We start from the raw sequence: 24,820 nt of genomic DNA on the forward strand, positions 1-24,820 counted from the left end.
ACACAGCCTAACTTTCATTCAACACTGGACCACGTTCTAACGCTTCCAGAATTGAGCAGGCAACACTTGTATGACTATCACCGCAACATGCTTCTGATAAATGAAGGAGCGATTGCTGCATTACTTTTAACTCAGCCATCATTTTATTAACTTCATTAAGCCTTTTTTCAACTATGGCTTTTGATTCCTGGCAGGTGTGTTTAGCAGGTTCGACTCGAATAGAAAGCAACTCTCTGATTGATTCGAGGCTAAAACCTAACTGGCGGCCATAGCGAATAAATTTTAAACGTTGAAGATCGCTACTGCTATAAAGTCTAAAACCACCCTCCGTTCGAACCTCATGATCCATCATATGTTGCTTCTCGTAAAAGCGAATCGTATCTGGCGTAACATCCGCTAGCTTTGCAAGCTGACCAATACGGTACATTTAATTTTCCCCCAAGCGTTGGCGAATGGATTTCCTATATTCGCTATGAAGAAAGTCTGTATTCATTCCCGCTTGATGAAGTTTAAATTCTAGCAACATTAGGTGCTTACAATGATTTGAATATTGAGGATCTTCAGGATCGAGTTGCTGGAGAAGATCGTTGATTTCTATAGCCTGACGGCGTATTTCAAGTTCTGGCGGTAAAAAGCCTGAATTTTTAAGCAGCCGATAGCCCGCTCGGAGTTCTGAAGGTACGTGACTATCATCATCGAGCTTGAGAGGTTTACCCTCCCCGGGAAGATGACTAAGTTCACCTTTATCCTGTGCTGCTTTTATATGCTGCTCAACAAGTTGATCGAGTAACCACATAAGTGCCTCCAAAATCGCATGATGATCAGAATAGTTAATTTGCTTAACGATAGGCAATAAAAAACCCGCCGAAGCGGGTTCTTTACGTTGCTACAGATTACTCTGCAACAGCTTCTGCTTGAGCTTCTGGACGATCAACCAGCTCGATGTATGCCATCGGAGCGTTGTCACCAGCGCGGAAGCCACACTTCAGAATACGAGTGTAACCACCGGCACGGCTCGCGAAACGCGGGCCCAGTTCATTAAACAGTTTTGCCACGATCTCGTTATCACGAGTACGGGCGAATGCCAGACGACGATTAGCTACGTTGTCGGTCTTGGCAAGAGTAATCAGCGGCTCAACTACGCGGCGCAACTCTTTGGCTTTCGGCAGAGTCGTCTTGATGATCTCATGACGAACCAAAGAGCCAGCCATGTTGCGAAACATAGCCTGACGATGGCTGCTGTTGCGGTTCAGTTGACGACCACTCTTACGATGGCGCATGACCTTATCCTTCTCAGTGAAACCTTAACCTGTGATCCGGTTATTCATCAGCAATGCTTGCCGGCGGCCAATTCTCGAGGCGCATGCCCAAAGAAAGACCACGTGAGGCGAGCACATCTTTAATCTCGGTAAGAGATTTTTTACCCAGGTTAGGCGTTTTAAGCAGCTCAACCTCAGTACGCTGTACCAGATCACCGATGTAGTGGATAGCTTCTGCCTTAAGGCAGTTAGCAGAGCGGACAGTCAATTCCAAATCATCAACTGGGCGCAGCAAGATCGGATCGAATTCCGGTTTCTCTTCTTTAACTTCTGGCTGACGTACATCACGTAAGTCAACAAAAGCTTCAAGTTGTTCAGCCAGAATGGTAGCTGCACGACGAATCGCCTCTTCAGGATCGATTGTGCCGTTAGTTTCCATTTCGATGACCAGCTTATCCAAATCAGTACGTTGTTCTACACGCGCTGCTTCAACATTGTAGGCGATACGGTCTACAGGGCTATAGCATGCGTCAACCAACAGACGGCCGATTGGGCGCTCATCTTCTTCCGAATGAATTCGGGCAGAAGCCGGCACATAACCACGTCCACGCTGAACTTTGATACGCATGCTAATAGATGCGTTCTCATCGGTCAGATGACAGATTACATGCTGAGGCTTGACGATTTCGACATCACCATCATGGGTGATGTCGGCTGCAGTCACAGGGCCAATGCCAGATTTATTCAGCGTTAAGATAACTTCATCTTTCCCCTGAACTCTTACCGCCAGCCCTTTCAGGTTGAGCAGGATTTCCAGGATATCTTCCTGTACGCCCTCTTTGGTGCTGTACTCATGCAGTACACCATCAATTTCAACCTCGGTCACCGCGCAACCCGGCATGGAAGAAAGCAGAATACGGCGCAGTGCGTTACCAAGAGTATGGCCAAAGCCACGCTCTAACGGCTCAAGGGTCACCTTGGCGTGCGTCGAACTCACTTGCTCGATATCTACCAGGCGCGGTTTTAGAAACTCTGTCACAGAACCCTGCATTGTGTCCTCTCTTTGGTACTAAGCTTTACTTGGAGTAAAGCTCGACGATCAGGTGTTCGTTAATGTCCGCAGACAGATCAGTACGCTCAGGAATACGCTTGAACACACCTTCCATCTTAGTCGCATCAACTTCCAGCCAGGTTGGCTTTTCACGCTGCTCAGCCAGCTCCAGAGCGGCCTTCACGCGAGATTGCTTTTTGGCTTTCTCACGGATGCTAACAACATCATTCGGAGATACCTGATAAGAAGCGATGTTAACAACGCGGCCATTTACCAAAATAGACTTGTGGCTTACCAACTGACGTGATTCTGCACGCGTTGCACCAAAGCCCATACGATAAACTACGTTGTCCAGACGGCCTTCCAGCAGAGCCAACAGGTTTTCACCGGTGTTGCCTTTCAGACGTGCTGCTTCTTTATAGTAGTTACGGAACTGACGCTCAAGAACACCGTAGATACGACGAACTTTTTGCTTTTCACGTAACTGACCGCCGTAGTCAGACAGACGCGGTTTACGCGCACCATGCTGGCCAGGGGCTTGTTCAATTTTACACTTGGTGTCAATCGCGCGAACGCCAGACTTAAGGAATAAGTCAGTGCCCTCACGACGGCTCAGCTTGAGCTTAGGACCCAAATATCTTGCCATTTTCTTTCTCCAACTATCCTAAAAAACGAGGGCGTTATACGCGACGTTTTTTCGGCGGACGACAACCGTTATGAGGGATAGGAGTCACATCAGTAATATTAGTGATGCGGAAACCAGCGGCGTTCAGAGCACGAATAGTTGATTCGCGACCCGGACCCGGACCCTTAACCATAACTTCCAGGTTCTTAATACCGTAATCTTTTACCGCTTCTGCACAGCGCTCTGCAGCGACCTGAGCAGCAAACGGAGTAGATTTACGTGAACCGCGGAAACCGGAACCACCGGCGGTTGCCCAACCCAATGCGTTACCCTGACGATCAGTAATAGTAACGATGGTGTTGTTAAAAGAAGCATGGACATGAGCCACGCCATCTGAGACTTGTTTTCTTACACGCTTGCGTGCACGAACTGGTGCCTTTGCCATTATTTACTCACCCCGATTATTTCTTGATCGGTTTACGCGGACCCTTACGGGTACGTGCGTTGGTCTTAGTACGCTGACCGCGAACCGGCAGACCACGACGATGGCGCAAACCACGATAGCAACCAAGGTCCATAAGACGCTTGATGCTCAGGGTGATTTCACGGCGCAGATCACCTTCTACAACGAATTTAGCAACTGCATCACGCAGCTGATCAATTTGTTCTTCAGACAGCTCACTGATCTTAACATTTTCAGCAATACCCGTTGAAGCGCAGATGGCTTTTGAACGAGTCTTACCGATACCGAAGATCGAAGTTAATGCGATAACGGTATGTTTTTGATCAGGAATGTTAATGCCTGCTATACGGGCCACTATGCACTCCTATTATTAAATAAGCACGTCCCATGCTGAAAAGCCCGTTTTCAGGATACTCAAATGGCAACGTACTGACATACAAAAGATTGGCTGGCTAATCTAGCCAGCTCAACCCGACTTTGCAAGAAAAATATGTGACAATATCAGCCTTGGCGCTGTTTATGCTTTGGCTCGGCACTGCAGATCACACGAACGACACCGTCGCGACGAATGATTTTGCAGTTACGACATAATTTCTTGACGGAAGCACGAACTTTCATTTTTACTCTCCGTAACTTCTCAACCACCTGAATTAACGGCCATAGCCCTTCAGGTTAGCTTTCTTCAGTGCAGACTCGTACTGACTTGACATCATTAAAGTTTGCACTTGAGCCATAAAGTCCATGATGACGACCACTACGATGAGCAGTGACGTACCGCCAAAGTAGAAGGGGACCTTCATCGCATCACGCATGAACTCCGGGATAAGGCAGATAAAAGTAATATACAGAGCGCCAATTAAGGTCAAACGTGTCATTACTTTATCGATGTACTTCGCCGTTTGCTCTCCCGGACGAATTCCCGGTACGAATGCACCAGACTTCTTCAGGTTATCTGCTGTTTCACGTGGGTTGAAAACCAACGCCGTGTAGAAGAAACAGAAGAAGATGATTGCAGTCGCATAGAGTAGCACATAAAGCGGCTGTCCTGGTTGCAAATACAGCGAAATAGTTGTCAGCCAGTTCCAACCGGTCCCGCCCCCAAACCACGATGCAATCGTTGCCGGGAACAGAATAATGCTGGAAGCAAAAATAGCTGGGATTACGCCCGCCATATTCACTTTCAACGGTAAATGTGTGCTCTGTGCAGCGTATACACGACGACCTTGTTGACGTTTTGCATAGTTCACCACAATGCGGCGTTGACCACGCTCAACGAAAATAACAAAGAAGGTCACTGCAAATACAAGAACTGCAACCAACAGCAACAGAAGGAAGTGCAGGTCACCTTGCCGCGCTTGCTCGATGGTATGGCCAATGGCCGGCGGTAAACCCGCAACAATACCTGCGAAGATAATGATCGAAATACCGTTACCGATACCCCGTTCAGTAATCTGTTCGCCTAGCCACATCAAGAACATCGTTCCTGAGACCAGACTCACAACAGCGGTAAAATAGAAGGCAAAGCCCGGATTCATCACCAGGCCCTGCATTCCAGGCATATTCGGCAAACCGGTAGCAATACCAATCGACTGAAATATGGCTAATACCAACGTACCGTAACGAGTGTACTGACTAATCTTACGACGGCCAGCCTCCCCTTCCTTCTTAATTTCCGCTAACGCTGGATGAACCACCGTCAATAACTGGATGATTATCGATGCCGAAATATACGGCATGATACCCAGTGCGAAAATAGAAGCACGGCTAAGAGCACCACCAGAGAACATGTTAAACATTTCAATGATGGTGCCACGCTGTTGTTCAAGCAGTTTGGCAAGTACAGTGGCATCAATACCGGGGATTGGAATAAAAGAGCCAATACGGAAGACAATCAGTGCACCGATAACAAACAAAAGTCTGCGTTTCAGTTCACCAAAGCCGCCTTTGGCGCTTTGAAAATCTAATCCCGGTTGTTTAGCCATCTGCTACTTATTCCTCAATTTTACCGCCAGCAGCTTCGATTGCAGCACGCGCACCTTTAGTGACACGTAAACCGCGAATCGTTACCGGTGTAGAAACTTCACCAGACAGAATTACTTTTACGAATTCAATCTGCACACCGACAATGTTGGCCGCTTTCAGCGTGTTCAGGTCTACGATACCGCCTTCAACTTTCGCCAGATCAGACAGACGAATCTCTGTGGTGATCATTGATTTGCGAGAGGTGAAGCCGAATTTCGGCAGACGACGGTACAGAGGCATCTGACCGCCTTCAAAACCGCGACGTACGCCACCGCCAGAACGTGAGTTCTGACCTTTGTGACCACGACCACCGGTTTTACCGAGGCCAGAACCAATACCACGACCTAAACGCTTAGGTGCGTGCTTAGACCCGTCGGCCGGAGACAGAGTATTTAAACGCATCTCTTACTCCTCCACTTTAACCATATAGGAAACCGCGTTAACCATACCGCGTACAGCAGGCGTATCTTCACGCTCAACGGTGTGGCCAATACGACGCAGACCCAGGCCAACCAGTGTGGCTTTATGCTTAGGCAAACGGCCAATTGCACTGCGGGTTTGAGTGATTTTAATAGTGTTAGCCATCGTGATTACCCCAGAATTTCTTCAACGGATTTACCACGCTTGGCAGCGACCATTTCCGGAGAATTCATATTGCCCAGGCCATCAATCGTTGCACGAACCACGTTAATCGGGTTGGTGGAACCATATGCTTTAGCCAGAACGTTATGTACTCCAGCGACTTCCAGGACGGCGCGCATTGCACCACCGGCGATGATACCGGTACCTTGAGAAGCCGGCTGCATGAACACGCGGGAACCCGTGTGAGCACCTTTAACAGGGTGCTGCAGAGTGCCGTTGGTCAGCGCGACGTTAATCATATTGCGACGGGCTTTCTCCATCGCTTTCTGGATCGCTGCTGGAACTTCACGCGCTTTACCGTAACCAAAACCAACGCGGCCGTTACCATCACCCACTACAGTCAGTGCGGTGAAGGAAAAAATACGACCACCTTTTACAGTTTTAGAAACACGGTTTACCGCGATCAGTTTTTCCTGCAGTTCGCCAGCTTGTTTCTCGATGTGTGCCATCTTAGACCTCTACCTTAGAACTGAAGGCCAGCTTCACGAGCAGCATCTGCCAGTGCCTGGACGCGACCATGATATTGGAAACCGGAACGGTCGAAAGAAACACCAGTGATGCCTTTTTCGATTGCGCGTTCTGCAATAGCTTTACCTACAGCAGCTGCGGCTTCTTTATTACCGGTATACTTCAGTTGTTCAGTGATAGCTTTTTCTACAGTAGAAGCAGCGACCAGAACTTCGGAACCGTTCGGGGCGATTACCTGTGCGTAAATGTGACGCGGGGTACGATGTACCACCAGGCGAGTAGCACCCAGCTCTTTGAGCTTGCGACGTGCACGGGTCGCACGACGGATACGAGCAGATTTCTTATCCATAGTGTTACCTTACTTCTTCTTAGCCTCTTTGGTACGCACGACTTCGTCGGCGTAACGGACACCCTTGCCTTTATAAGGCTCAGGACGACGGTAGGCGCGCAAGTCAGCTGCAACCTGGCCGATCAACTGTTTATCTGCACCTTTCAGTACGATTTCAGTCTGAGTCGGACACTCTGCAGTGATACCCGCGGGCAGCTGGTGATCTACTGGATGAGAAAAACCCAGAGACAGGTTAACTACGTTGCCTTTAATGGCAGCACGATAACCTACACCAACCAGCTGCAGCTTCTTAGTGAAGCCTTCGGTAACACCGATAACCATTCCGTTAAGCAGCGCGCGAGAAGTACCCGCTTGCGCCCAGCCATCAACGAAACCTTCGCGTGGAGCGAAAGTAAGAGCGTTGTCAGCATGCTTAACTTCAACAGCATCATTGATAGTACGAGTCAGCTCGCCGTTTTTACCTTTAATCGAAATTACCTGACCGTTGAGTTTTACCTCTACGCCGGCAGGAACAACGACAGGTGCTTTAGCAACACGAGACATAGTATCCTCCGATTACGCTACGTAGCAGATAATTTCGCCACCAAGACCAGCTTGGCGCGCTGCACGATCAGTCATGACACCTTTAGATGTAGAAACTACAGCGATGCCCATACCAGCCATTACCTTTGGCAGCTCATCTTTTTTCTTATAGATGCGCAGACCAGGACGGCTTACTCGCTGAATGCTTTCTACAACAGCTTTTCCCTGGAAATACTTAAGAGTAAGTTCCAGTTCCTGCTTGATGTCGCCTTCGATTTTAAAATCTTCAATATAGCCTTCTTCTTTCAGCACGTTGGCAATTGCCAATTTCAGCTTGGAAGAGGGCATGATGACCGCAACTTTGTTTGCGGCCTGACCGTTACGGATACGGGTCAGCATATCCGCGATCGGATCTTGCATGCTCATCTGTGTTACTCCCGTGATTCAATTGGTGACAATTACCAGCTAGCCTTTTTAAGACCCGGGATTTCACCGCGCATTGCGGCTTCACGGACCTTGATACGGCTCAACCCAAACTTCCGCAGGAAACCGTGCGGACGACCTGTTTGACGGCAGCGGTTACGCTGACGTGAAGGGCTGGAATCACGCGGCAGACTCTGCAGCTTCAGAACAGCATCCCAACGATCTTCGTCGGAAGCGTTCACATCAGAAATGATCGCTTTCAGTTCAGCGCGTTTTGCGAAGAATTTGTCTGCTAAATTCGCACGCTTAACTTCGCGTGCTTTCATAGATTGCTTAGCCATTAAGTAACCCTACCTTACTTACGGAACGGGAAGTCAAAGGCAGCCAGCAGAGCACGGCCTTCATCATCAGATTTCGCAGTAGTGGTAATGGTGATATCCAAACCACGAACGCGATCGACTTTGTCGTAGTCGATTTCTGGGAAGATGATCTGCTCACGTACACCCATGCTGTAGTTGCCACGACCATCGAATGACTTAGCGGACAGGCCACGGAAGTCACGGATACGTGGAACAGCAATGGTGACCAGACGCTCAAAGAACTCCCACATGCGTTCGCCACGCAGAGTTACTTTACAGCCGATCGGATAGCCCTGACGGATTTTGAAGCCTGCAACTGATTTGCGTGCTTTGGTGACTAACGGCTTTTGGCCGGAGATTGCTGCCAAGTCAGCTGCTGCGTTATCCAGCAGTTTCTTGTCAGCGATCGCTTCACCTACACCCATGTTCAGGGTGATCTTCTCGACCCGAGGGACTTGCATGACAGAATTGTAGCCAAACTCTGTCATGAGTTTCTGGACTACTTCGTCTTTGTAGTAATCATGCAGTTTCGCCATCGTACTACTCCAAATTACTTGATAGTTTCGCTATTAGATTTAAAGAAACGGACTTTTTTGCCGTCTTCGAATCTAAAGCCTACACGGTCTGCCTTGCCAGTTGCCGTATTGAACAGTGCAACGTTAGAAACCTGCACTGCAGCTTCCTTTTCAACGATGCCACCTGGTTGGTTCAGAGCCGGAACCGGCTTCTGATGTTTCTTCACCAGGTTGATACCTTCAATAATGACCTTGCCAGAAGACAGGACATTCTTAACTTTACCGCGCTTACCTTTATCTTTACCGGTTAACACGATAACTTCGTCGTTACGACGGATTTTAGCTGCCATTGTTCGCTCCTTAGAGTACTTCTGGTGCCAGAGAGATAATTTTCATGAACTTTTCAGTACGAAGTTCACGAGTTACCGGCCCAAAAATACGCGTACCGATAGGCTGCTCACTGTTATTGTTTAAAATAACGCATGCATTACCATCGAAGCGAATGACAGAACCGTCCGGGCGACGAACACCCTTCCTGGTGCGCACCACTACCGCCTTCAGGACATCACCTTTTTTCACCTTACCACGCGGAATTGCTTCCTTGATGGTAACTTTGATGATATCGCCGACGCCTGCGTAGCGACGGTGCGAGCCACCCAGAACCTTGATACACATTACGCGACGTGCACCGGAGTTGTCGGCGACGTTCAGCATAGTCTGTTCTTGGATCATTTTAGTGCTCCGCTAATGTCAACTACTACTTCGGGACCTAGACCTCAGGTCGTTAGAAAGCCCCATAATTGAGGGCGCGGCATTATAACACCGGTTCTCGCAGATGGGTAGAAAAAATGAACGGCTCTTGCGAGCCGTTCATCAGATTTTTAAAGAGGGCGAATTCTATTACAGAATCGCTTTCTCTACAACGCGAACCAGCGTCCAAGACTTAGTCTTAGACAGTGGACGGCATTCGCGGATTTCAACCACGTCACCGATACCACATTCGTTGTTCTCGTCATGGATGTGCAGCTTGGTCGTACGCTTAATGAATTTACCGTAAATTGGGTGCTTCACGAAACGTTCGATAGCGACAACTGCAGATTTCTGCATTTTGTCACTGATCACACGACCTTGCAGAGTACGGATTTTATCGGTCATTACGAACCCGCCTTCTCAGTCAGTAAAGTCTTAACGCGTGCAACATCACGGCGAACTTGCTTCAGCAGATGGGTCTGCTGCAGCTGGCCAGATGCTGCCTGCATGCGCAGGTTAAATTGCTCACGCAGCAGATTAAGCAGCTCAGTGTTCAGCTCTTCAACGCTTTTTTCACGCAGCTCAGTTGCTTTCATTACATCACCGTCTTAGTTACAAAGGTGGTTTTGATAGGCAGTTTTGCTGCTGCCAGCTTGAATGCTTCACGGGCCAGCTCTTCTGGTACGCCGTCCATTTCATACAGGACTTTACCAGGCTGGATCAGGGCAACCCAATACTCAACGTTACCCTTACCTTTACCCATACGCACTTCCAGCGGCTTCTCGGTGATCGGTTTGTCCGGGAATACACGGATCCAAATCTTACCTTGACGCTTAACTGCACGGGTCATAGCACGACGTGCTGCTTCGATCTGACGAGCAGTCAGACGACCACGGCCAACAGCTTTCAGACCGAAAGTACCGAAGCTGACATCCGTACCGGCAGCCAGACCGCGGTTACGGCCTTTGTGCACTTTACGGAATTTCGTACGCTTTGGTTGTAACATCAGCGACTCTCCTTACTTACGGCCTTTACGCTGCTGCTTTTTAGGTTGAGCAGCCGGTTCCGGTTGTTCAACAGCAGCCATACCACCCAGGATCTCACCTTTGAAGATCCATACCTTAACGCCGATTACACCATAAGTGGTGTGCGCTTCTGAGGTGTTGTAGTCGATGTCAGCACGCAGAGTGTGCAACGGCACGCGACCTTCACGGTACCATTCGGTACGTGCGATCTCGGCGCCGCCCAGACGGCCGCTAACTTCAACTTTAATACCTTTCGCGCCCAGACGCATGGCGTTCTGAACAGCACGCTTCATCGCACGACGGAACATCACACGACGCTCCAGCTGTGAAGTGATGCTGTCAGCTACCAGTTTCGCGTCCAGTTCCGGTTTACGGACTTCGGCGATGTTGATCTGTGCAGGAACGCCAGCGAGTTTCGCGACGACCGTGCGCAGTTTTTCAACGTCTTCACCTTTCTTACCGATAACGATGCCCGGACGAGCAGTGTGAATAGTCACACGGATGCTCTTCGCTGGACGCTCGATAACGATACGAGATACAGACGCTTTAGCCAGTTCTTTAGTCAGGAACTGACGTACTTTAAAATCGCTGTCCAGGTTGTCAGCGAATTCTTTGGTGTTCGCAAACCAAGTAGAGTTCCATGGTTTTACAATACCCAGGCGAATACCATTAGGATGTACTTTCTGACCCATTGCTAGTCTCCAGAGTCTCAGCGATCGGACACAACCACAGTGATGTGGCTGGTGCGCTTCAGGATGCGATCTGCACGACCTTTGGCACGCGGCATAATGCGTTTCATGGTCGGACCTTCATCAACGAAAATTTTCGTGATTTTCAGATCGTCGATATCAGCGCCATCGTTGTGTTCAGCGTTAGCAATGGCAGATTCCAAGACTTTTTTGACCAATACAGCAGCTTTCTTATTGGTGTAGGTCAAAATATCCAGAGCCTGCGACACTTTCTTACCGCGAATCAGGTCAGCCACCAGGCGTACCTTCTGAGCAGAAGAACGAGCATGGCGATGTTGAGCAATAGTTTCCATCTCTTCCTCCTACTTATTTCTTCTTGGCTTTTTTATCAGCCGCGTGACCGCGATAAGTACGTGTCGGCGCGAATTCACCCAATTTGTGACCAACCATTTCGTCGGAAACAAAGACAGGAACGTGCTGACGACCATTATGGACAGCGATGGTCAAACCGATCATGTTAGGAAAGATCGTTGAACGACGGGACCAAGTGCGCAAAGGCTTCTTGTCACCGCTTTCCACCGCTTTCTCTACCTTCTTCAGCAAGTGCAGGTCAATAAAAGGACCTTTCTTGAGAGAACGTGGCATGGCTTATCCTCTAATATTATTTGCTACGGCGACGTACGATAAATTTATCGGTACGCTTGTTGCTACGGGTCTTCTTACCTTTGGTCTGAACGCCCCACGGAGTTACCGGGTGCTTACCAAAGTTACGACCTTCACCACCACCGTGCGGGTGATCAACTGGGTTCATCGCGGTACCACGAACGGTCGGACGAATACCACGCCAACGGGTTGCACCGGCTTTACCCAGAACGCGCAGCATATGCTCAGCGTTACCGACTTCGCCCAGAGTTGCGCGGCAGTCAGATTCGACTTTACGCATTTCACCTGAACGCAGACGCAGGGTCACGTAGGAACCTTCACGCGCAACGATCTGCACGTAAGCACCAGCAGAGCGAGCAATCTGACCGCCTTTGCCTGGTTTCATTTCTACGTTATGAACGGTAGAACCTACTGGGATGTTACGCATCGGCAGGGTATTACCTGCTTTGATCGCAGCATCAACGCCAGATTGAATCTGGTCGCCAGCTTTCAGGCCTTTAGGGGCCAGGATATAACGGCGCTCGCCGTCTTTGTACAGAACCAGTGCGATGTTCGCAGAGCGGTTCGGATCGTACTCAAGACGTTCAACAACTGCCGGGATACCATCTTTGTTGCGTTTGAAGTCAACCAGACGGTATGCCTGCTTATGACCACCACCGATGTGACGGGTAGTGATACGACCGTTGTTGTTGCGGCCACCGGATTTGCTGTTTTTTTCCAGCAACGGGGCAAACGGCTTGCCCTTGTGCAGCTCTGGGTTCACCACTTTAACAACGTGACGACGACCCGGAGATGTCGGTTTACATTTAACAACTGCCATTGTCTTTCTCCTCCGACTTACTCAGCGCCGCCGACGAAGTCCAGATTCTGGCCTTCCTTCAGGGTGACGTAAGCTTTTTTCCAGTCGCTACGACGACCGATACGCTGTCCGTGACGCTTAACTTTACCTTTAACAACTAAGGTGTTTACGTCTTTAACTTCTACTTCGAACAGTTTCTCAACAGCAGCAAAAATCTCTGCTTTAGTCGCGTCTTTAGCTACTTTGAGTACGATGGTATTGGTTTTTTCCATCGCGCTAGATGCTTTTTCAGATACATGCGGCGCGCGCAGTACTTTCAGCAGACGTTCTTCACGGATCATGCCAGCATCTCCTCAACTTGCTTAACTGCATCAGCAGTCATAACGACTTTGTCGAAGGCGATCAGGCTAACTGGATCGATACCTGCTGCATCACGCACGTCAACCTTGTACAGGTTACGCGCAGCCAGGAACAGATTCTCATCCAGTTCACCGGTGATGATCAACACGTCTTCCAGCGCCATGTCTTTCAGTTTCTGTACCAGCAGCTTGGTTTTCGGTGCTTCTACAGCAAATGATTCGACAACGATCAGACGATCTTGACGTACCAGTTCGGACAGGATGCTTTTCAGCGCGCCGCGGTACATCTTTTTATTAACTTTTTGACTGTGATCCTGCGGCTTCGCAGCGAAAGTCACACCACCTGAACGCCAGATTGGGCTCTTAACAGAACCTGCACGAGCACGGCCGGTGCCTTTCTGACGCCAAGGCTTTTTGCCTGAACCGGTTACTTCTGCGCGAGTTTTCTGCGCGCGAGTACCCTGGCGGGCGCCTGATGCGTAAGCAACAACAACCTGGTGAACCAGCGCTTCGTTAAAATCACGACCGAAGGTAGTTTCGGAAACAGTCAGCGCGCTCTGCGCGTCTTTCAATACTAATTCCATTGCTATCCCCTTACGCCTTCACAGCTGGTTTAACAATCAGGTCGCTACCGGTCGCACCGGGAACTGCACCTTTAACCAGCAGCAGGTTGCGCTCAGCGTCAACACGTACTACATCCAGGCTCTGAACGGTTACGCGCTCGTTACCCAGCTGACCTGCCATCTTCTTGCCTTTGAACACTTTGCCCGGAGTCTGGTTCTGACCGATTGAACCCGGAACGCGGTGTGACAAGGAGTTACCGTGAGTAGCGTCCTGGGTACGGAAGTTCCAGCGCTTAACGGTACCAGCGAAACCTTTACCTTTAGAGGTGCCAGTTACGTCAACTTTTTTAACTTCAGCGAAAATCTCAACGCTGATGCTCTGACCTACAGAAAACTCTTCACCTTCAGCGGTGCGGAATTCCCACAGGCCACGGCCAGCTTCTACGCCAGCTTTAGCAAAATGACCAGCTTCAGGTTTGTTCACACGGTTTGCTTTTTTAGCACCGGTGGTAACCTGAATTGCCTGGTAACCATCGTTCTGCAGGGCTTTAACCTGAGTAACGCGGTTCGCTTCAACTTCGATTACGGTGACGGGGATAGATACGCCATCTTCAGTGAAGATGCGGGTCATGCCCACTTTTTTACCGACTAAACCAATCATTGTTTCAACCTCTCAATCGCTCGATGACCTGATTAACCCAGGCTGATCTGCACGTCAACACCGGCAGCCAGATCCAGACGCATCAGAGCATCAACGGTTTTTTCAGTTGGCTCAACGATGTCTACCAGACGCTTGTGAGTGCGAATTTCGTACTGATCACGCGCATCTTTGTTAACGTGCGGAGAGATCAGAACGGTAAAACGCTCTTTGCGGGTTGGCAGCGGGATCGGACCACGAACCTGCGCACCAGTGCGCTTGGCGGTCTCAACGATTTCCGCGGTTGATTGATCGATCAGACGATGATCAAACGCTTTAAGACGGATACGGATTCTTTGGTTCTGCATGAGACCAGAGCTCCAAACTTTTTATAGACGAAAAAAATTACTACTCGAACCCATTACGATTGATGGGAGAGTGTAATCGTTCAGCATATAACTCCCCAATTGGGAGTATTGTCAGACGGCCCAAAATTCTGCCGTCTACGATTCTGCTCGAATCGCGCCTACCAATGTCGGCAGGCCCGCGCATTATACGTAAATCTGTTCAGGAAGCAACCCGCGTTCTTGTTATAACCCCCATTCTCACGAAAATATTATCCGCTCACTCCTCCCCTTTGCATGGCTGGTAACATAAGAAGGGGTGATTTGATGGGTAGCTTAAGGTGAATTTCTCTATACCTGTTCTGAGGCAGCTGCGTGCTGCAGCGAAAATATGTAGAGATTTTAATGAGGGATTTTTTGGCAGGCTAAAAAGATTAACCACTTAACAAGCCCGCGATTTCGTATCTTCAATGATTCGCGGGCTTGGCGTAGTGTTGGTTTGAGTCAGATTCATTCGTCTTTTATTTGTGCCAGTAGGTAATTTTGAATACCCAATTTTTGTATCAGATCGAGTTCCGTCTCTAGCCAGTCAATGTGATGTTCTTCTTCAGCTAAAATTTCAATCATCATATCGCGGCTAACGTAATCATGAATTTTATCTGCGTAGGTAATGGCTTCACGCAAATCCTTCGCTCCCTCAAGCTCAAGAGCCAAATCTGAGCTCAACATCTCAGGAACATCTTCGCCAATTCGAAGTCTGCCTAGATCTTGTAAGTTGGGTATACCTTCAAGGAACAAAATTCGCTCAATGTACTTGTCCGCATGCTTCATCTCATCTATTGATTCATGATATTCGACATCATTGAGGCGTATCAGGCCCCAATTTTTAAACATACGCGCATGAAGAAAATACTGATTGATAGCAACCAATTCATTTCCCAGCAATTTATTGAGATGACTTATGATTTTGACGTCGCCCTTCATTTTGCTTCCTCCGCTTCCAGTTATCTTGAGCGTAGATGCGTATAAAAAGAAGTCAAAAAAACGCGACAAATATTGTGGGTATTTAGCAGGAATTTAAAACAGCAATTTAAATAGCTTCTTTGTACAGCGGTACAAGCTGCATCTCTTCGTCCATTATTTCACGTGTGGCACGAATGCATTTCCCGCATTGCTTCCCCACGGGGACAATTTGGCGCAGTTGCTGGATAGATTTTGGCTGGTAGCGGCGAACCGCTTCACGGATAGTTTTATCGCTGATGGCATTGCACAGGCAGACGTACATTTACTCTTCACTCTGGTACATTTTCTATACGTAGTGTAAATGCGAATAGTTTTTATTTCAAACCCAGGCTTTGTGGGGTAATTAGAAAAAGAGCAAAAAAAAAGAGCACCGAAGTGCTCTTTCTGCATAGTGGCTGCAATACACAGCCACTTAAGCAATCACAATTAAGCGATAACTTTAGCAACAACGCCCGCACCAACGGTACGGCCGCCTTCACGGATTGCGAAGCGCAGACCGTCGTCCATTGCGATTGGGTGAATCAGGGTAACAACCATTTTGATGTTGTCGCCCGGCATTACCATCTCAACGCCTTCTGGCAGCTCTACTGAGCCAGTCACGTCAGTTGTACGGAAGTAGAACTGTGGACGGTAGCCTTTGAAGAACGGAGTATGACGGCCGCCTTCGTCTTTCGACAGAATATAAACTTCTGATTCGAACTGGGTGTGTGGCTTGATTGAGCCTGGCTTAGCCAGAACCTGTCCACGCTGGATGTCTTCACGCTTGATACCGCGCAGCAGAACACCACAGTTTTCGCCAGCCTGACCCTGATCCAGCAGTTTGCGGAACATTTCAACGCCGGTACAGGTTGATTTCACGGTATCTTTGATACCAACGATTTCAACTTCGTCGCCGACTTTAACGATGCCGCGCTCAACACGACCGGTAACAACAGTACCACGGCCAGAGATTGAGAATACGTCTTCGATTGGCAGCAGGAACGGCTTGTCAATTGCACGCTCTGGCTCTGGGATGTAGGTATCCAGGAATCCAGCCAGTTCGATGATTTTCTCTTCCCACTCAGCTTCGCCTTGCAGCGCTTTCAGAGCAGAACCACGAACGATTGGAGTATCGTCGCCTGGGAAATCATACTGAGTCAGCAGATCACGGACTTCCATCTCAACCAGTTCCAGCAGCTCTTCATCATCAACCATGTCGCACTTGTTCAGGAACACGATGATGTAAGGAACGCCAACCTGACGACCCAGCAGGATGTGCTCACGGGTCTGAGGCATTGGGCCGTCAGTCGCAGCAACAACCAGGATCGCGCCGTCCATCTGCGCAGCACCGGTGATCATGTTTTTCACATAGTCGGCGTGGCCTGGGCAGTCAACGTGTGCGTAGTGACGAGTCGGGGTTTCATACTCAACGTGAGAAGTGTTGATGGTGATACCACGAGCCTTCTCTTCTGGCGCGTTATCGATCTGATCAAACGCGCGAGCCTGGCCGCCGTAAGTTTTAGACAGAACGGTAGTGATTGCTGCAGTCAGGGTGGTTTTACCGTGGTCGACGTGACCGATGGTGCCCACGTTTACGTGCAGTTTGTTACGCTGAAATTGCTCTTTCGCCATGGCGATAATTCCTTACGTTATGCCTTCATCATTTGGATGAAGGCATCAGTTCAAATTTAAACCGTAGCCTTATTTGCTACGAGCTTCAATAACGGCCTGCGCTACGTTGTTCGGCGCATCGTCATACTTCAAGAACTCCATGGAGTAAGAAGCACGACCTTTGGTCAGAGAACGCAGCTGAGTTGCGTATCCGAACATCTCAGACAACGGAACTTCAGCGTGAATCTGAACGCCAGTAGCGTTAGATTCCTGCCCTTTGAGCATACCACGACGACGGCTAAGGTCACCGATGACATCACCCGTGTTCTCTTCTGGCGTTTCAACTTCAACCTTCATGATAGGTTCAAGCAGAACAGGTGTCGCTTGTTTAAAGCCTTGTTTGAAGGCAATAGACGCGGCCAGTTTAAACGCCAGCTCTGAGGAGTCGACATCGTGGTAAGAACCGAAGTGCAGACGCACGCCCAGATCCACAACCGGGTAACCAGCCAGAGGGCCTGATTTCAGCTGCTCCTGGATACCTTTGTCAACCGCAGGGATGTATTCACCAGGAATCACACCACCTTTGATGTCGTTGACAAATTCGTAGCCTTTCGGGTTCGAACCTGGCTCCAGTGGGTACATGTCGATAACAACATGACCATACTGACCACGACCACCAGACTGCTTGGCGTGTTTACCTTCAACATCGGTAACTTTGTTGCGAATCGCTTCACGGTAAGCAACCTGTGGTTTACCCACGTTTGCTTCAACGTTGAACTCACGCTTCATACGGTCAACGATGATGTCGAGGTGCAATTCACCCATACCGGCGATGATGGTCTGGTTAGATTCTTCATCAGTCCATACGCGGAATGATGGGTCTTCTTTTGCCAGACGGCCCAGAGCCAGACCCATTTTTTCCTGGTCAGCTTTGGTTTTTGGCTCAACGGCGATAGAGATTACCGGCTCCGGGAACTCCATGCGCTCAAGGATGATGACGTTATCTGGGTCACACAGGGTGTCACCAGTGGTCACATCTTTCAGGCCGATCGCAGCTGCGATATCACCCGCACGAACTTCTTTAATCTCTTCACGCTTGTTAGCGTGCATCTGAACGATACGGCCCAGACGCTCACGGTTTGACTTAACCGGGTTGAAGACGGTGTCACCCGTGTTAACAACACCAGAGTAAACGCGGAAGAAGGTTAAGTTACCCACGAACGGGTCGGTAGCGATTTTGAACGCCAGTGCAGCAAACGGCTCGTTGTCATCAGAGTGACGAACAGCCGGCGTGTCTTTACCGTCGTCCAGCATACCGTTGATCGCGGTAACGTCAGTCGGTGCTGGCAGATATTCAACAACTGCATCCAGCATCGCCTGAACACCTTTGTTCTTAAATGCAGAACCACAGGTTACCAGGATAATTTCGTTGTTCAGAACACGCTTACGCAGAGATGTTTTGATCTCTTCTTCAGTCAGTTCTTCACCACCGAAGAATTTCTCCATCAGCTCATCAGAGCCTTCAGCAGCGGCTTCAACCAGCTTCGCATGCCATTCTTCAGCCAGTTCCTGCATATCAGCTGGAATATCTTCGTAGTCGAAGGTTACACCCTGGTCTGCGTCGTTCCAGTTGATTGCTTTCATTTTCACCAGGTCAACAACACCGGTGAATTTCTCTTCTGCGCCGATAGCCAGCTGCAGAGGAACTGGAGTTGCGCCCAGACGAACTTCCATCTGCTTAACAACTTTCAGGAAGTTAGCACCCATGCGGTCCATTTTGTTAACGAACGCAATGCGTGGAACTTTATATTTGTTAGCCTGACGCCATACGGTCTCAGACTGTGGCTGAACGCCACCAACTGCACAGTAAACCATTACCGCGCCATCAAGCACACGCATAGAACGTTCAACTTCGATGGTGAAGTCAACGTGTCCTGGGGTGTCGATGATGTTGATGTGGTGTGGTTCAAACTGCTTGGCCATACCAGACCAGTAACAGGTGGTCGCAGCGGAAGTGATGGTAATACCACGTTCCTGTTCCTGCTCCATCCAGTCCATGGTTGCTGCGCCGTCATGTACTTCACCGATTTTGTGGTTTACACCGGTGTAGAACAGAACGCGTTCGGTAGTGGTAGTCTTACCGGCGTCGATGTGCGCACTGATACCGATATTACGGTAGCGAGCAATGGGTGTTTTACGAGCCATTTGATTCCTCTGATTCTCGGACGTTCAAAGTAAGTTGAACCCAGCGGGTTAGCTTTTTGAGCGCCCGCTGGTTTAACAACAACTACGTGGCTATTACCAGCGGTAGTGAGCGAACGCCTTGTTGGCTTCTGCCATGCGGTGAACGTCTTCACGTTTCTTAACTGCAGTACCTTTGTTCTCTGCAGCATCAGAAAGTTCGTTCGCCAGGCGGAGAGCCATAGATTTATCACCGCGTTTACGAGCAGCATCTACGATCCAACGCATTGCCAGAGCATTACGACGAACCGGACGGACTTCTACTGGTACTTGGTAAGTAGAACCACCAACGCGACGTGACTTAACTTCGACAGTCGGACGCACGTTTTCGAGGGCTACTTCAAAAGCTTCCAGGGAGTTTTTACCAGAACGTTGAGCCAGGGTCTCAAGAGCGGTATAAACGATTGTTTCTGCAGTAGATTTTTTACCATCTACCATCAGGATATTTACAAATTTGGCCAGCAGCTCTGATCCGAACTTAGGATCTGGCAGAATTTTACGCTGACCAATGACGCGACGACGTGGCATGGAAATACTCCGTTGTTAATTCAGGATTGTCCAAAACTCTATGAGTTTATTTTGACATTTAATTTAAAACGTTTGGCCTTACTTAACGGAGAACCATTAAGCCTTTGGCTTCTTCACGCCGTACTTGGAGCGAGCCTGCTTACGGTCTTTAACACCTGAGCAGTCAAGCGCGCCACGAACGGTGTGGTAACGCACACCTGGCAGGTCTTTTACACGACCGCCACGGATCAGGATCACGGAGTGTTCCTGCAGGTTATGACCTTCACCACCAATGTAGGAGGTAACTTCAAAACCGTTGGTCAAACGCACACGGCAAACTTTACGCAGTGCGGAGTTTGGTTTCTTAGGAGTGGTGGTGTACACACGAGTACAAACGCCACGTTTTTGCGGGCAAGCTTCCAGCGCCGGCACGTTGCTCTTTGCAACTTTGCGGACGCGTGGTTTGCGAACCAGCTGGTTAACTGTTGCCATTAAATAGCTCCTGGATTTGCTTTTGCTTCGTAAACACGTAATAAATCGCCTCGTAGAATTACGAGGAGGCAGAATTTTAGGGCTGAGTCAAAGGGGTGTCAAGAAATAACCAGGTTTTACCTCATTACCAGGTCATTTGTTGTGAATGCTTTTCTGTCAGCGCGACGAAACCATTATAGTTCACTGGCTGTATTTTGGTTGAAGTTTGTTCAGCCAGGCCGCGCGCCATCAGGTCTTCTTCCAATACCCACAAGGTTGCTGGTGTGCTTAACAGCCGTGCCAGCGCCCGACTTCCATTCAATGCAGCGAAAACGCCATCCTGCATGAGCAAGACATCATCTTCAGCGTTAAGGAGCAAAAGTAAGGTATCAAGATCGCTATAAGCAGGAGAATGCATCAAGGTGTGCAGCATGAGTCTCTCTTAAAAAGTCAGAATGCGATCATACTGTGCCAGCTTTTGACGCAGCGCAGCAGCGGCAACGAGTTCTACATCCAATATGCGCGATTGCTCAGCAGCCAGTCCCCGCGTCTTGAGGGAATCCAGGCAAAGATAGCAGTGTTCAATATCATAGAGTGCTAGCACGCCGAACGTTGCAGCATAGTGACGACTAAGAATCGCATCAGGTTGCTGGTTCATCATTAATTGCAGCACGCCATCACCTATAAAAAACAGGCCGACCTGATCGCTGAGCGCAGCGGTGGCCAATGCCGCATCTAAACCTTCTCGCCCTGCACTGCTACCATGTGGGCCGCGAGTAAAAACAAAAGCCACGCGATTCATTAAAGAAGCACCTTGTTAAAATTGCACCAGACGGTCGCAGCTCAATGCAGCTTCTGCCAGCGCACCCAAACCACTTAACTCAAAACCGGGCTGCAGATTATTTCCTGAAAGCTGTAAACGCTCCGCCTCTTGCGCATCGGCTACACCGCGTCGCAATGCCGCCGCCACACAAATGTTCAATGCCACGCCCTCTTCATTACTTAGCTTCTGCCAGGCCCGCACCAGATCATATTCATCATTTGCCGGTGCAGTGAGCTGATTAGCGTTCAACACACCTTCGCGATAAAAGAAGACGCTTTCCAGGTGATGCCCTGCCGCTAATAACGCCCGGGCAAACAGCAGCGCACTGCTGGCTTGCTGCGTACCATAGGCAGGACCTGTCACCAACAAGGTGTAGCGCATCAACGATCCTGTCCCTGAAAATCGCCATTCTTGAACTGGCGAATATAAAGGTAAACCGTATGCTTTGAGATATTAAGGCGATCGGCGACTTGGTTGATGGCATCTTTAATGTCAAAAATACCTTTCTCGTACAGATTCAACACTATCTGGCGATTCTTAGCATTGTTTGAAACGTTACGATCGGCGCTCACTTCTTCAATAGTGAACTCCAGCGTTTGCATTACCAAATCGTCCACTGAGCTGGCAAAGTTAACATTCGAATCAACCTGCTGCATTTCGGGTGGCATAAACGTCGACATGATTTGCGAGAACGGCACATCCAGATTCATGTTGATACACAGCAAACCAATGACACGTTGCTGGCGATTGCGAATGGCAATAGTCACCGATTTCATTAGCACGCCACTCTTGGCGCGTGTGAAATAGGCACGGGAAACGTTGCTGTCTGCGCCATGCATATCGTGCAGCATGCGCAGCGCCAGATCGGTAATCGGCGATCCCACTTTACGTCCCGTGTGCTCACCATTTGCGATGCGCACGGCGGAACATTTCAGGTCTTCCAGAGAATGCAGGACAATTTCGCAATGCGAGCCAATTAACATCGCCAGACCATCAACAACGGCCTCGTACGACTTTAAGATATCGTAATCGCTTTGTTCGAACGGACGCTGCTCCAGAAGATCGAAGTCGCTTAGTTCGCCGGGATTGAATGGATTAGACATTGAAGACATCACCCTAAGTGGCTGGAGCCTGTCACAGCGCTGCAGGGCAGACTCAATATTGGGATAGTTATGCAGGCGCTAGTCTGGCAAATGTCGCCCGCTTATGCCAGAGGTTTGTGGTGATGCGGAAATGAAACCGCCGCCCGAAGGCGGCGGTGAACAGATTACTGCGATTTTTTCGCGTCAGCCGCAGGAGCCTGCGCTTTTTCATCTGCTTTAGGTGCAGGTTTGATGTCGAGCAGTTCTACATCAAATACCAGCGTGGAGTTTGCCGGAATACCCGGAACGCCGTTTTTACCGTAAGCCAACTGCGGTGGGATAACCAGTTTGATCTTGCCACCTTTTTTCACGTGCTTCAGACCTTCGGTCCAGCCAGGAATCACGCCGTCTAAACGGAATGACAGCGGCTCGCCACGTGTATACGAGTTGTCGAACTCAGTACCGTCAGTCAATGTACCTTTGTAGTTCACAACCACAGTGTCGCTGTCTTTCGGTGCGTCACCGGTACCTTCTTTCTCGACTTTATACAGCAGACCACTTTCAGTCTTCTTCACACCGCTTTCTTTAGCAAATTTGGTCGCATAAGCGTCGCCTTTGTCGGCATTTTCTTTTGCGTCTTTTTCCATCTTCGCTTGGGCTGCGCCTTTCACGCGGCCTTCGAATGCTTGCAGAGTCTGCTCAATTTCTTCATCGGACAGTTTGCTTTTGCCACCAAACGCATCCTGAACACCAGAAATCAGCTGATCTTTATCCAGTTTGATGCCCAGTTTTTCCTGCTCCTTCAGGGAGTTGTCCATGTAGCGACCCAACGAGGCGCCCAGCGCGTAAGCGGATTGCTGATCTTCATTTTTGAAGGCCGCATTTTTTGGAGCCTGAGGTGCAGACGTCGCTGCTGCTGCTGGTGCAGCGGCAGTTTCTGCAGCCATTGCCAGCGGAGCATTCAGCGCGACGGCCATGGTGGTAGCTAACAATGTGACTTTTAACAGTGATTTCATCCTTTCTCCAAAACCGAAGCCTCTAACCTCGGGAATCATTGCAGACTTGAGGGCCCACACTATAACTGTACGTGGCAGTGGCGAACACTCCCACAACGTAATTACCCGGTTAACCTCCGACCTTTTTTGCGACAGGAAGTTTCATCAGAGATGATGCCGTAATGTGCTTTTTCAAGCGTAACGCCAGAGAATGGTAAAAAATCGGGTAATTCTGTGCCGTCAGGCCGTAGAATCACGCCCTTAGCCAATCACATCACCCATATTATGAGGAGGGGTCATGCAACAATCAGAGTGGGAACAACGTCTCGAAACGCTGGAAAGCAAACTGGCCTTTCAGGAAATGACCATTGATCAACTGAACACCACCGTGGTGCAACACGAATTGGAAATGGTAAAAATGCGCGAACAGATGCGCATATTACTGGATAAACTGAAAGCCAGCGCGCCATCAATGATTGCTTCGCAATCGGAAGAAACACCGCCACCTCATTATTAAGTCTGGCGCGGCCCGCGCAGTCACGAGACAAGCCCTTACGATACCAAAAGAAAGGCCACCCGAAGGTGGCCTTTTTATCACGCTTTACTTAGTGGCTGCAGCCACAACCGCCCGTACCGCAACCACCTTTACCGTGGTCATGGTCATGGTCGTGATCATGGTCGTGGTGATGACCATCAGCACCGTGAACGTGGCCATGAGCCAATTCTTCCGGCGTTGCTTCACGAATCGCTACCACTTCAACATTGAAGTTCAGGTTCTGACCCGCCAGCATGTGGTTACCGTCGACCACGACGTGATCGTCTTCCACTTCGGTGATTTCAACCGGAACGGGACCTTGATCGGTTTCTGCCAGGAAGCGCATGCCAACCTGCAGTTCGTCAACGCCCATAAATACATCTTTTGGTACACGCTGAACCAGGTTGTCATCGTACTGACCATACGCATCGTTAGCGGGAATATGCACGTCAAACTTATCGCCTGCTACGTGATTTTCCAATGCGTTTTCCAGACCAGAAATCAGGGAACCATGACCGTGCAGATAGTCCAACGGTGCACTCACCGGTGACTCGTCAACCAACACGCCGTCTTCTGTACGTACCTGATAGGCCAGGCTTACCACCAGGTCTTTTGCTACTTTCATGATATCTCCTAACCGTTGAGAGCTGAGATCCCGTCTCATTGGTCTATTTTTGCGTGCAATAACACCAACCAGAAAGGTTCGGGGCTGGGTACGAGAGGGTTTTACTTTCTCTCGCGACCTCAGCGTTAATGGCGCCAATTGTAACGGAATTCAATCCCGCTGTAAGTTCAAGCTTAAAAAAAGCTGCGCCATTCCGCTACTCAGGATGGAAAATTCCAATAACTTGTTCATTGCTGCGAACCTGATCGCGAGCCTGCTTATCAGCCTCACGCATCTGATGGCCGCATTTTACACACTCAACCACATCAACATTATTTTCACGCCACATCGCTAGCGTGTCTTTTTCCTGACAGTGCGGACAGACCGCACCAGCAATAAATCGTTTACGCATTGTGTCCTGC

44 protein-coding genes are annotated in these 24,820 nt (G+C 49.3%); 1 reads left to right on the forward strand and 43 read right to left on the reverse strand.

What is annotated here, in order from left to right; all coding sequences use genetic code 11:
• Positions 1-7: 7 nt before the first annotated feature.
• From zntR to fkpA, 41 genes are all read right to left on the reverse strand, one after another.
• Positions 8-427, reverse strand: coding sequence for a Zn(2+)-responsive transcriptional regulator (gene zntR / locus ACF2G4_RS12440; protein ID WP_409074906.1), 420 nt, complete (start codon positions 425-427; stop codon positions 8-10).
• Positions 428-796, reverse strand: a complete 369-nt coding sequence (locus ACF2G4_RS12445) for a DUF1992 domain-containing protein (RefSeq protein ID WP_409074907.1) — start codon at positions 794-796, stop codon at positions 428-430. It abuts the gene before it with no gap.
• 97 nt (positions 797-893) lie between these two features.
• The gene (gene rplQ, locus ACF2G4_RS12450; protein WP_215845430.1) at positions 894-1,280 is read right to left on the reverse strand and encodes a 50S ribosomal protein L17; all 387 of its coding nucleotides are present in this window, start codon (positions 1,278-1,280) and stop codon (positions 894-896) included.
• 40 nt (positions 1,281-1,320) lie between these two features.
• Positions 1,321-2,310, reverse strand: a complete 990-nt coding sequence (locus tag ACF2G4_RS12455; RefSeq protein WP_007891688.1) for a DNA-directed RNA polymerase subunit alpha — start codon at positions 2,308-2,310, stop codon at positions 1,321-1,323.
• 25 nt (positions 2,311-2,335) lie between these two features.
• The gene (rpsD, locus tag ACF2G4_RS12460) at positions 2,336-2,956 is read right to left on the reverse strand and encodes a 30S ribosomal protein S4 (protein WP_215845429.1); all 621 of its coding nucleotides are present in this window, start codon (positions 2,954-2,956) and stop codon (positions 2,336-2,338) included.
• 34 nt (positions 2,957-2,990) lie between these two features.
• Positions 2,991-3,380, reverse strand: a complete 390-nt coding sequence (rpsK, locus tag ACF2G4_RS12465) for a 30S ribosomal protein S11 (protein WP_004160563.1) — start codon at positions 3,378-3,380, stop codon at positions 2,991-2,993.
• 16 nt (positions 3,381-3,396) lie between these two features.
• Positions 3,397-3,753: a 30S ribosomal protein S13 gene (gene rpsM / locus ACF2G4_RS12470; RefSeq protein ID WP_003850176.1), complete on the reverse strand. Its 357-nt coding sequence runs from the start codon at positions 3,751-3,753 to the stop codon at positions 3,397-3,399.
• Between the two features lie 146 nt (positions 3,754-3,899).
• Positions 3,900-4,016: a 50S ribosomal protein L36 gene (gene rpmJ, locus ACF2G4_RS12475; protein ID WP_004160566.1), complete on the reverse strand. Its 117-nt coding sequence runs from the start codon at positions 4,014-4,016 to the stop codon at positions 3,900-3,902.
• 32 nt (positions 4,017-4,048) lie between these two features.
• Positions 4,049-5,380 carry a preprotein translocase subunit SecY gene (gene secY / locus ACF2G4_RS12480; protein ID WP_003850175.1) on the reverse strand — a complete coding sequence of 444 codons (1,332 nt, stop codon included), beginning with the start codon at positions 5,378-5,380 and terminating at the stop codon, positions 4,049-4,051.
• A gap of 7 nt (positions 5,381-5,387) precedes the next feature.
• Positions 5,388-5,822 carry a 50S ribosomal protein L15 gene (gene rplO, locus ACF2G4_RS12485; RefSeq protein WP_215845427.1) on the reverse strand — a complete coding sequence of 145 codons (435 nt, stop codon included), beginning with the start codon at positions 5,820-5,822 and terminating at the stop codon, positions 5,388-5,390.
• Positions 5,823-5,825: 3 nt separating this feature from the next.
• Positions 5,826-6,005 carry a 50S ribosomal protein L30 gene (rpmD, locus tag ACF2G4_RS12490; RefSeq protein WP_193405648.1) on the reverse strand — a complete coding sequence of 60 codons (180 nt, stop codon included), beginning with the start codon at positions 6,003-6,005 and terminating at the stop codon, positions 5,826-5,828.
• A gap of 5 nt (positions 6,006-6,010) precedes the next feature.
• Positions 6,011-6,511 carry a 30S ribosomal protein S5 gene (gene rpsE, locus ACF2G4_RS12495; protein ID WP_243080102.1) on the reverse strand — a complete coding sequence of 167 codons (501 nt, stop codon included), beginning with the start codon at positions 6,509-6,511 and terminating at the stop codon, positions 6,011-6,013.
• A 14-nt stretch (positions 6,512-6,525) separates the two neighbouring features.
• On the reverse strand, positions 6,526-6,879 hold the full coding sequence (rplR, locus tag ACF2G4_RS12500; RefSeq protein WP_003850163.1) for a 50S ribosomal protein L18: 354 nt from the start codon (positions 6,877-6,879) through the stop codon (positions 6,526-6,528).
• A gap of 9 nt (positions 6,880-6,888) precedes the next feature.
• On the reverse strand, positions 6,889-7,422 hold the full coding sequence (gene rplF / locus ACF2G4_RS12505) for a 50S ribosomal protein L6 (protein WP_215845426.1): 534 nt from the start codon (positions 7,420-7,422) through the stop codon (positions 6,889-6,891).
• A 12-nt stretch (positions 7,423-7,434) separates the two neighbouring features.
• Positions 7,435-7,827 carry a 30S ribosomal protein S8 gene (gene rpsH, locus ACF2G4_RS12510; RefSeq protein WP_243080101.1) on the reverse strand — a complete coding sequence of 131 codons (393 nt, stop codon included), beginning with the start codon at positions 7,825-7,827 and terminating at the stop codon, positions 7,435-7,437.
• Between the two features lie 32 nt (positions 7,828-7,859).
• Positions 7,860-8,165 carry a 30S ribosomal protein S14 gene (rpsN, locus tag ACF2G4_RS12515; RefSeq protein WP_215845425.1) on the reverse strand — a complete coding sequence of 102 codons (306 nt, stop codon included), beginning with the start codon at positions 8,163-8,165 and terminating at the stop codon, positions 7,860-7,862.
• Positions 8,166-8,179: 14 nt separating this feature from the next.
• Complete coding sequence (rplE, locus tag ACF2G4_RS12520; RefSeq protein WP_003850155.1) at positions 8,180-8,719, reverse strand: 50S ribosomal protein L5; 540 nt, start codon at positions 8,717-8,719, stop codon at positions 8,180-8,182.
• Positions 8,720-8,733: 14 nt separating this feature from the next.
• Complete coding sequence (gene rplX / locus ACF2G4_RS12525) at positions 8,734-9,048, reverse strand: 50S ribosomal protein L24 (RefSeq protein WP_243080100.1); 315 nt, start codon at positions 9,046-9,048, stop codon at positions 8,734-8,736.
• 10 nt (positions 9,049-9,058) lie between these two features.
• Positions 9,059-9,430 (reverse strand): 50S ribosomal protein L14, encoded by a 372-nt coding sequence (gene rplN, locus ACF2G4_RS12530; protein WP_006120590.1) that lies wholly within the window; start codon positions 9,428-9,430, stop codon positions 9,059-9,061.
• 168 nt (positions 9,431-9,598) lie between these two features.
• Positions 9,599-9,853 (reverse strand): 30S ribosomal protein S17, encoded by a 255-nt coding sequence (rpsQ, locus tag ACF2G4_RS12535; RefSeq protein WP_067427355.1) that lies wholly within the window; start codon positions 9,851-9,853, stop codon positions 9,599-9,601.
• A complete protein-coding gene (rpmC, locus tag ACF2G4_RS12540; protein ID WP_003850146.1) occupies positions 9,853-10,044 on the reverse strand; it encodes a 50S ribosomal protein L29 in 192 nt (63 codons plus the stop codon). Before rpmC ends, rpsQ begins: the two co-directional genes overlap by 1 nt.
• Positions 10,044-10,454, reverse strand: coding sequence for a 50S ribosomal protein L16 (rplP, locus tag ACF2G4_RS12545; RefSeq protein ID WP_008927134.1), 411 nt, complete (start codon positions 10,452-10,454; stop codon positions 10,044-10,046). The genes rpmC and rplP overlap by 1 nt, the downstream gene beginning before the upstream one ends.
• A gap of 12 nt (positions 10,455-10,466) precedes the next feature.
• Complete coding sequence (gene rpsC, locus ACF2G4_RS12550; protein ID WP_215845423.1) at positions 10,467-11,165, reverse strand: 30S ribosomal protein S3; 699 nt, start codon at positions 11,163-11,165, stop codon at positions 10,467-10,469.
• A 17-nt stretch (positions 11,166-11,182) separates the two neighbouring features.
• A complete protein-coding gene (rplV, locus tag ACF2G4_RS12555) occupies positions 11,183-11,515 on the reverse strand; it encodes a 50S ribosomal protein L22 (protein ID WP_046289651.1) in 333 nt (110 codons plus the stop codon).
• Between the two features lie 13 nt (positions 11,516-11,528).
• Positions 11,529-11,807 carry a 30S ribosomal protein S19 gene (gene rpsS, locus ACF2G4_RS12560; protein ID WP_001138115.1) on the reverse strand — a complete coding sequence of 93 codons (279 nt, stop codon included), beginning with the start codon at positions 11,805-11,807 and terminating at the stop codon, positions 11,529-11,531.
• A gap of 16 nt (positions 11,808-11,823) precedes the next feature.
• Positions 11,824-12,645: a 50S ribosomal protein L2 gene (gene rplB, locus ACF2G4_RS12565; RefSeq protein WP_215845422.1), complete on the reverse strand. Its 822-nt coding sequence runs from the start codon at positions 12,643-12,645 to the stop codon at positions 11,824-11,826.
• A 17-nt stretch (positions 12,646-12,662) separates the two neighbouring features.
• Positions 12,663-12,965, reverse strand: coding sequence for a 50S ribosomal protein L23 (gene rplW / locus ACF2G4_RS12570; RefSeq protein WP_215845421.1), 303 nt, complete (start codon positions 12,963-12,965; stop codon positions 12,663-12,665).
• The gene (rplD, locus tag ACF2G4_RS12575; protein ID WP_243080099.1) at positions 12,962-13,567 is read right to left on the reverse strand and encodes a 50S ribosomal protein L4; all 606 of its coding nucleotides are present in this window, start codon (positions 13,565-13,567) and stop codon (positions 12,962-12,964) included. Before rplD ends, rplW begins: the two co-directional genes overlap by 4 nt.
• 10 nt (positions 13,568-13,577) lie before the next feature.
• On the reverse strand, positions 13,578-14,207 hold the full coding sequence (gene rplC, locus ACF2G4_RS12580) for a 50S ribosomal protein L3 (protein WP_243080098.1): 630 nt from the start codon (positions 14,205-14,207) through the stop codon (positions 13,578-13,580).
• 32 nt (positions 14,208-14,239) lie between these two features.
• On the reverse strand, positions 14,240-14,551 hold the full coding sequence (gene rpsJ / locus ACF2G4_RS12585; protein WP_001181005.1) for a 30S ribosomal protein S10: 312 nt from the start codon (positions 14,549-14,551) through the stop codon (positions 14,240-14,242).
• A 486-nt stretch (positions 14,552-15,037) separates the two neighbouring features.
• Entirely contained in the window at positions 15,038-15,511 is a 474-nt protein-coding gene (bfr, locus tag ACF2G4_RS12590) for a bacterioferritin (RefSeq protein ID WP_332625958.1), read from the reverse strand.
• Positions 15,512-15,617: 106 nt separating this feature from the next.
• Positions 15,618-15,812 carry a bacterioferritin-associated ferredoxin gene (bfd, locus tag ACF2G4_RS12595; RefSeq protein ID WP_215845419.1) on the reverse strand — a complete coding sequence of 65 codons (195 nt, stop codon included), beginning with the start codon at positions 15,810-15,812 and terminating at the stop codon, positions 15,618-15,620.
• A 164-nt stretch (positions 15,813-15,976) separates the two neighbouring features.
• Positions 15,977-17,161, reverse strand: a complete 1,185-nt coding sequence (gene tuf, locus ACF2G4_RS12600; protein ID WP_215845418.1) for an elongation factor Tu — start codon at positions 17,159-17,161, stop codon at positions 15,977-15,979.
• 69 nt (positions 17,162-17,230) lie between these two features.
• A complete protein-coding gene (gene fusA, locus ACF2G4_RS12605; RefSeq protein WP_003852908.1) occupies positions 17,231-19,345 on the reverse strand; it encodes an elongation factor G in 2,115 nt (704 codons plus the stop codon).
• A gap of 93 nt (positions 19,346-19,438) precedes the next feature.
• A complete protein-coding gene (gene rpsG, locus ACF2G4_RS12610) occupies positions 19,439-19,909 on the reverse strand; it encodes a 30S ribosomal protein S7 (protein ID WP_243079829.1) in 471 nt (156 codons plus the stop codon).
• Between the two features lie 96 nt (positions 19,910-20,005).
• Entirely contained in the window at positions 20,006-20,380 is a 375-nt protein-coding gene (gene rpsL / locus ACF2G4_RS12615; RefSeq protein WP_003852912.1) for a 30S ribosomal protein S12, read from the reverse strand.
• A 124-nt stretch (positions 20,381-20,504) separates the two neighbouring features.
• Positions 20,505-20,792, reverse strand: coding sequence for a sulfurtransferase complex subunit TusB (gene tusB / locus ACF2G4_RS12620; RefSeq protein WP_243079830.1), 288 nt, complete (start codon positions 20,790-20,792; stop codon positions 20,505-20,507).
• A gap of 9 nt (positions 20,793-20,801) precedes the next feature.
• The gene (gene tusC / locus ACF2G4_RS12625) at positions 20,802-21,161 is read right to left on the reverse strand and encodes a sulfurtransferase complex subunit TusC (RefSeq protein ID WP_215845416.1); all 360 of its coding nucleotides are present in this window, start codon (positions 21,159-21,161) and stop codon (positions 20,802-20,804) included.
• 15 nt (positions 21,162-21,176) lie between these two features.
• A complete protein-coding gene (tusD, locus tag ACF2G4_RS12630) occupies positions 21,177-21,563 on the reverse strand; it encodes a sulfurtransferase complex subunit TusD (protein WP_215845415.1) in 387 nt (128 codons plus the stop codon).
• Positions 21,563-22,285, reverse strand: coding sequence for a transcriptional regulator (locus ACF2G4_RS12635; RefSeq protein WP_193405631.1), 723 nt, complete (start codon positions 22,283-22,285; stop codon positions 21,563-21,565). The genes tusD and ACF2G4_RS12635 overlap by 1 nt, the downstream gene beginning before the upstream one ends.
• Before the next feature lie 164 nt (positions 22,286-22,449).
• Positions 22,450-23,280, reverse strand: a complete 831-nt coding sequence (fkpA, locus tag ACF2G4_RS12640; protein ID WP_215845414.1) for an FKBP-type peptidyl-prolyl cis-trans isomerase — start codon at positions 23,278-23,280, stop codon at positions 22,450-22,452.
• A gap of 277 nt (positions 23,281-23,557) precedes the next feature.
• Between fkpA and ACF2G4_RS12645 the strand changes: the two genes are divergently transcribed.
• Positions 23,558-23,776, forward strand: a complete 219-nt coding sequence (locus ACF2G4_RS12645) for a SlyX family protein (protein WP_215845413.1) — start codon at positions 23,558-23,560, stop codon at positions 23,774-23,776.
• Between the two features lie 88 nt (positions 23,777-23,864).
• Here the strand turns inward: ACF2G4_RS12645 and slyD are convergent, their stop codons facing one another.
• Both slyD and ACF2G4_RS12655 read right to left on the reverse strand, forming a co-directional pair.
• Complete coding sequence (gene slyD, locus ACF2G4_RS12650) at positions 23,865-24,419, reverse strand: peptidylprolyl isomerase (RefSeq protein ID WP_054632984.1); 555 nt, start codon at positions 24,417-24,419, stop codon at positions 23,865-23,867.
• 196 nt (positions 24,420-24,615) lie between these two features.
• A complete protein-coding gene (locus ACF2G4_RS12655) occupies positions 24,616-24,810 on the reverse strand; it encodes a YheV family putative zinc ribbon protein (protein WP_006120567.1) in 195 nt (64 codons plus the stop codon).
• Positions 24,811-24,820 lie beyond the last annotated feature (10 nt).

Source organism: Pantoea phytostimulans (genome assembly GCF_046118715.1).
GTDB lineage: Bacteria > Pseudomonadota > Gammaproteobacteria > Enterobacterales > Enterobacteriaceae > Pantoea > Pantoea phytostimulans.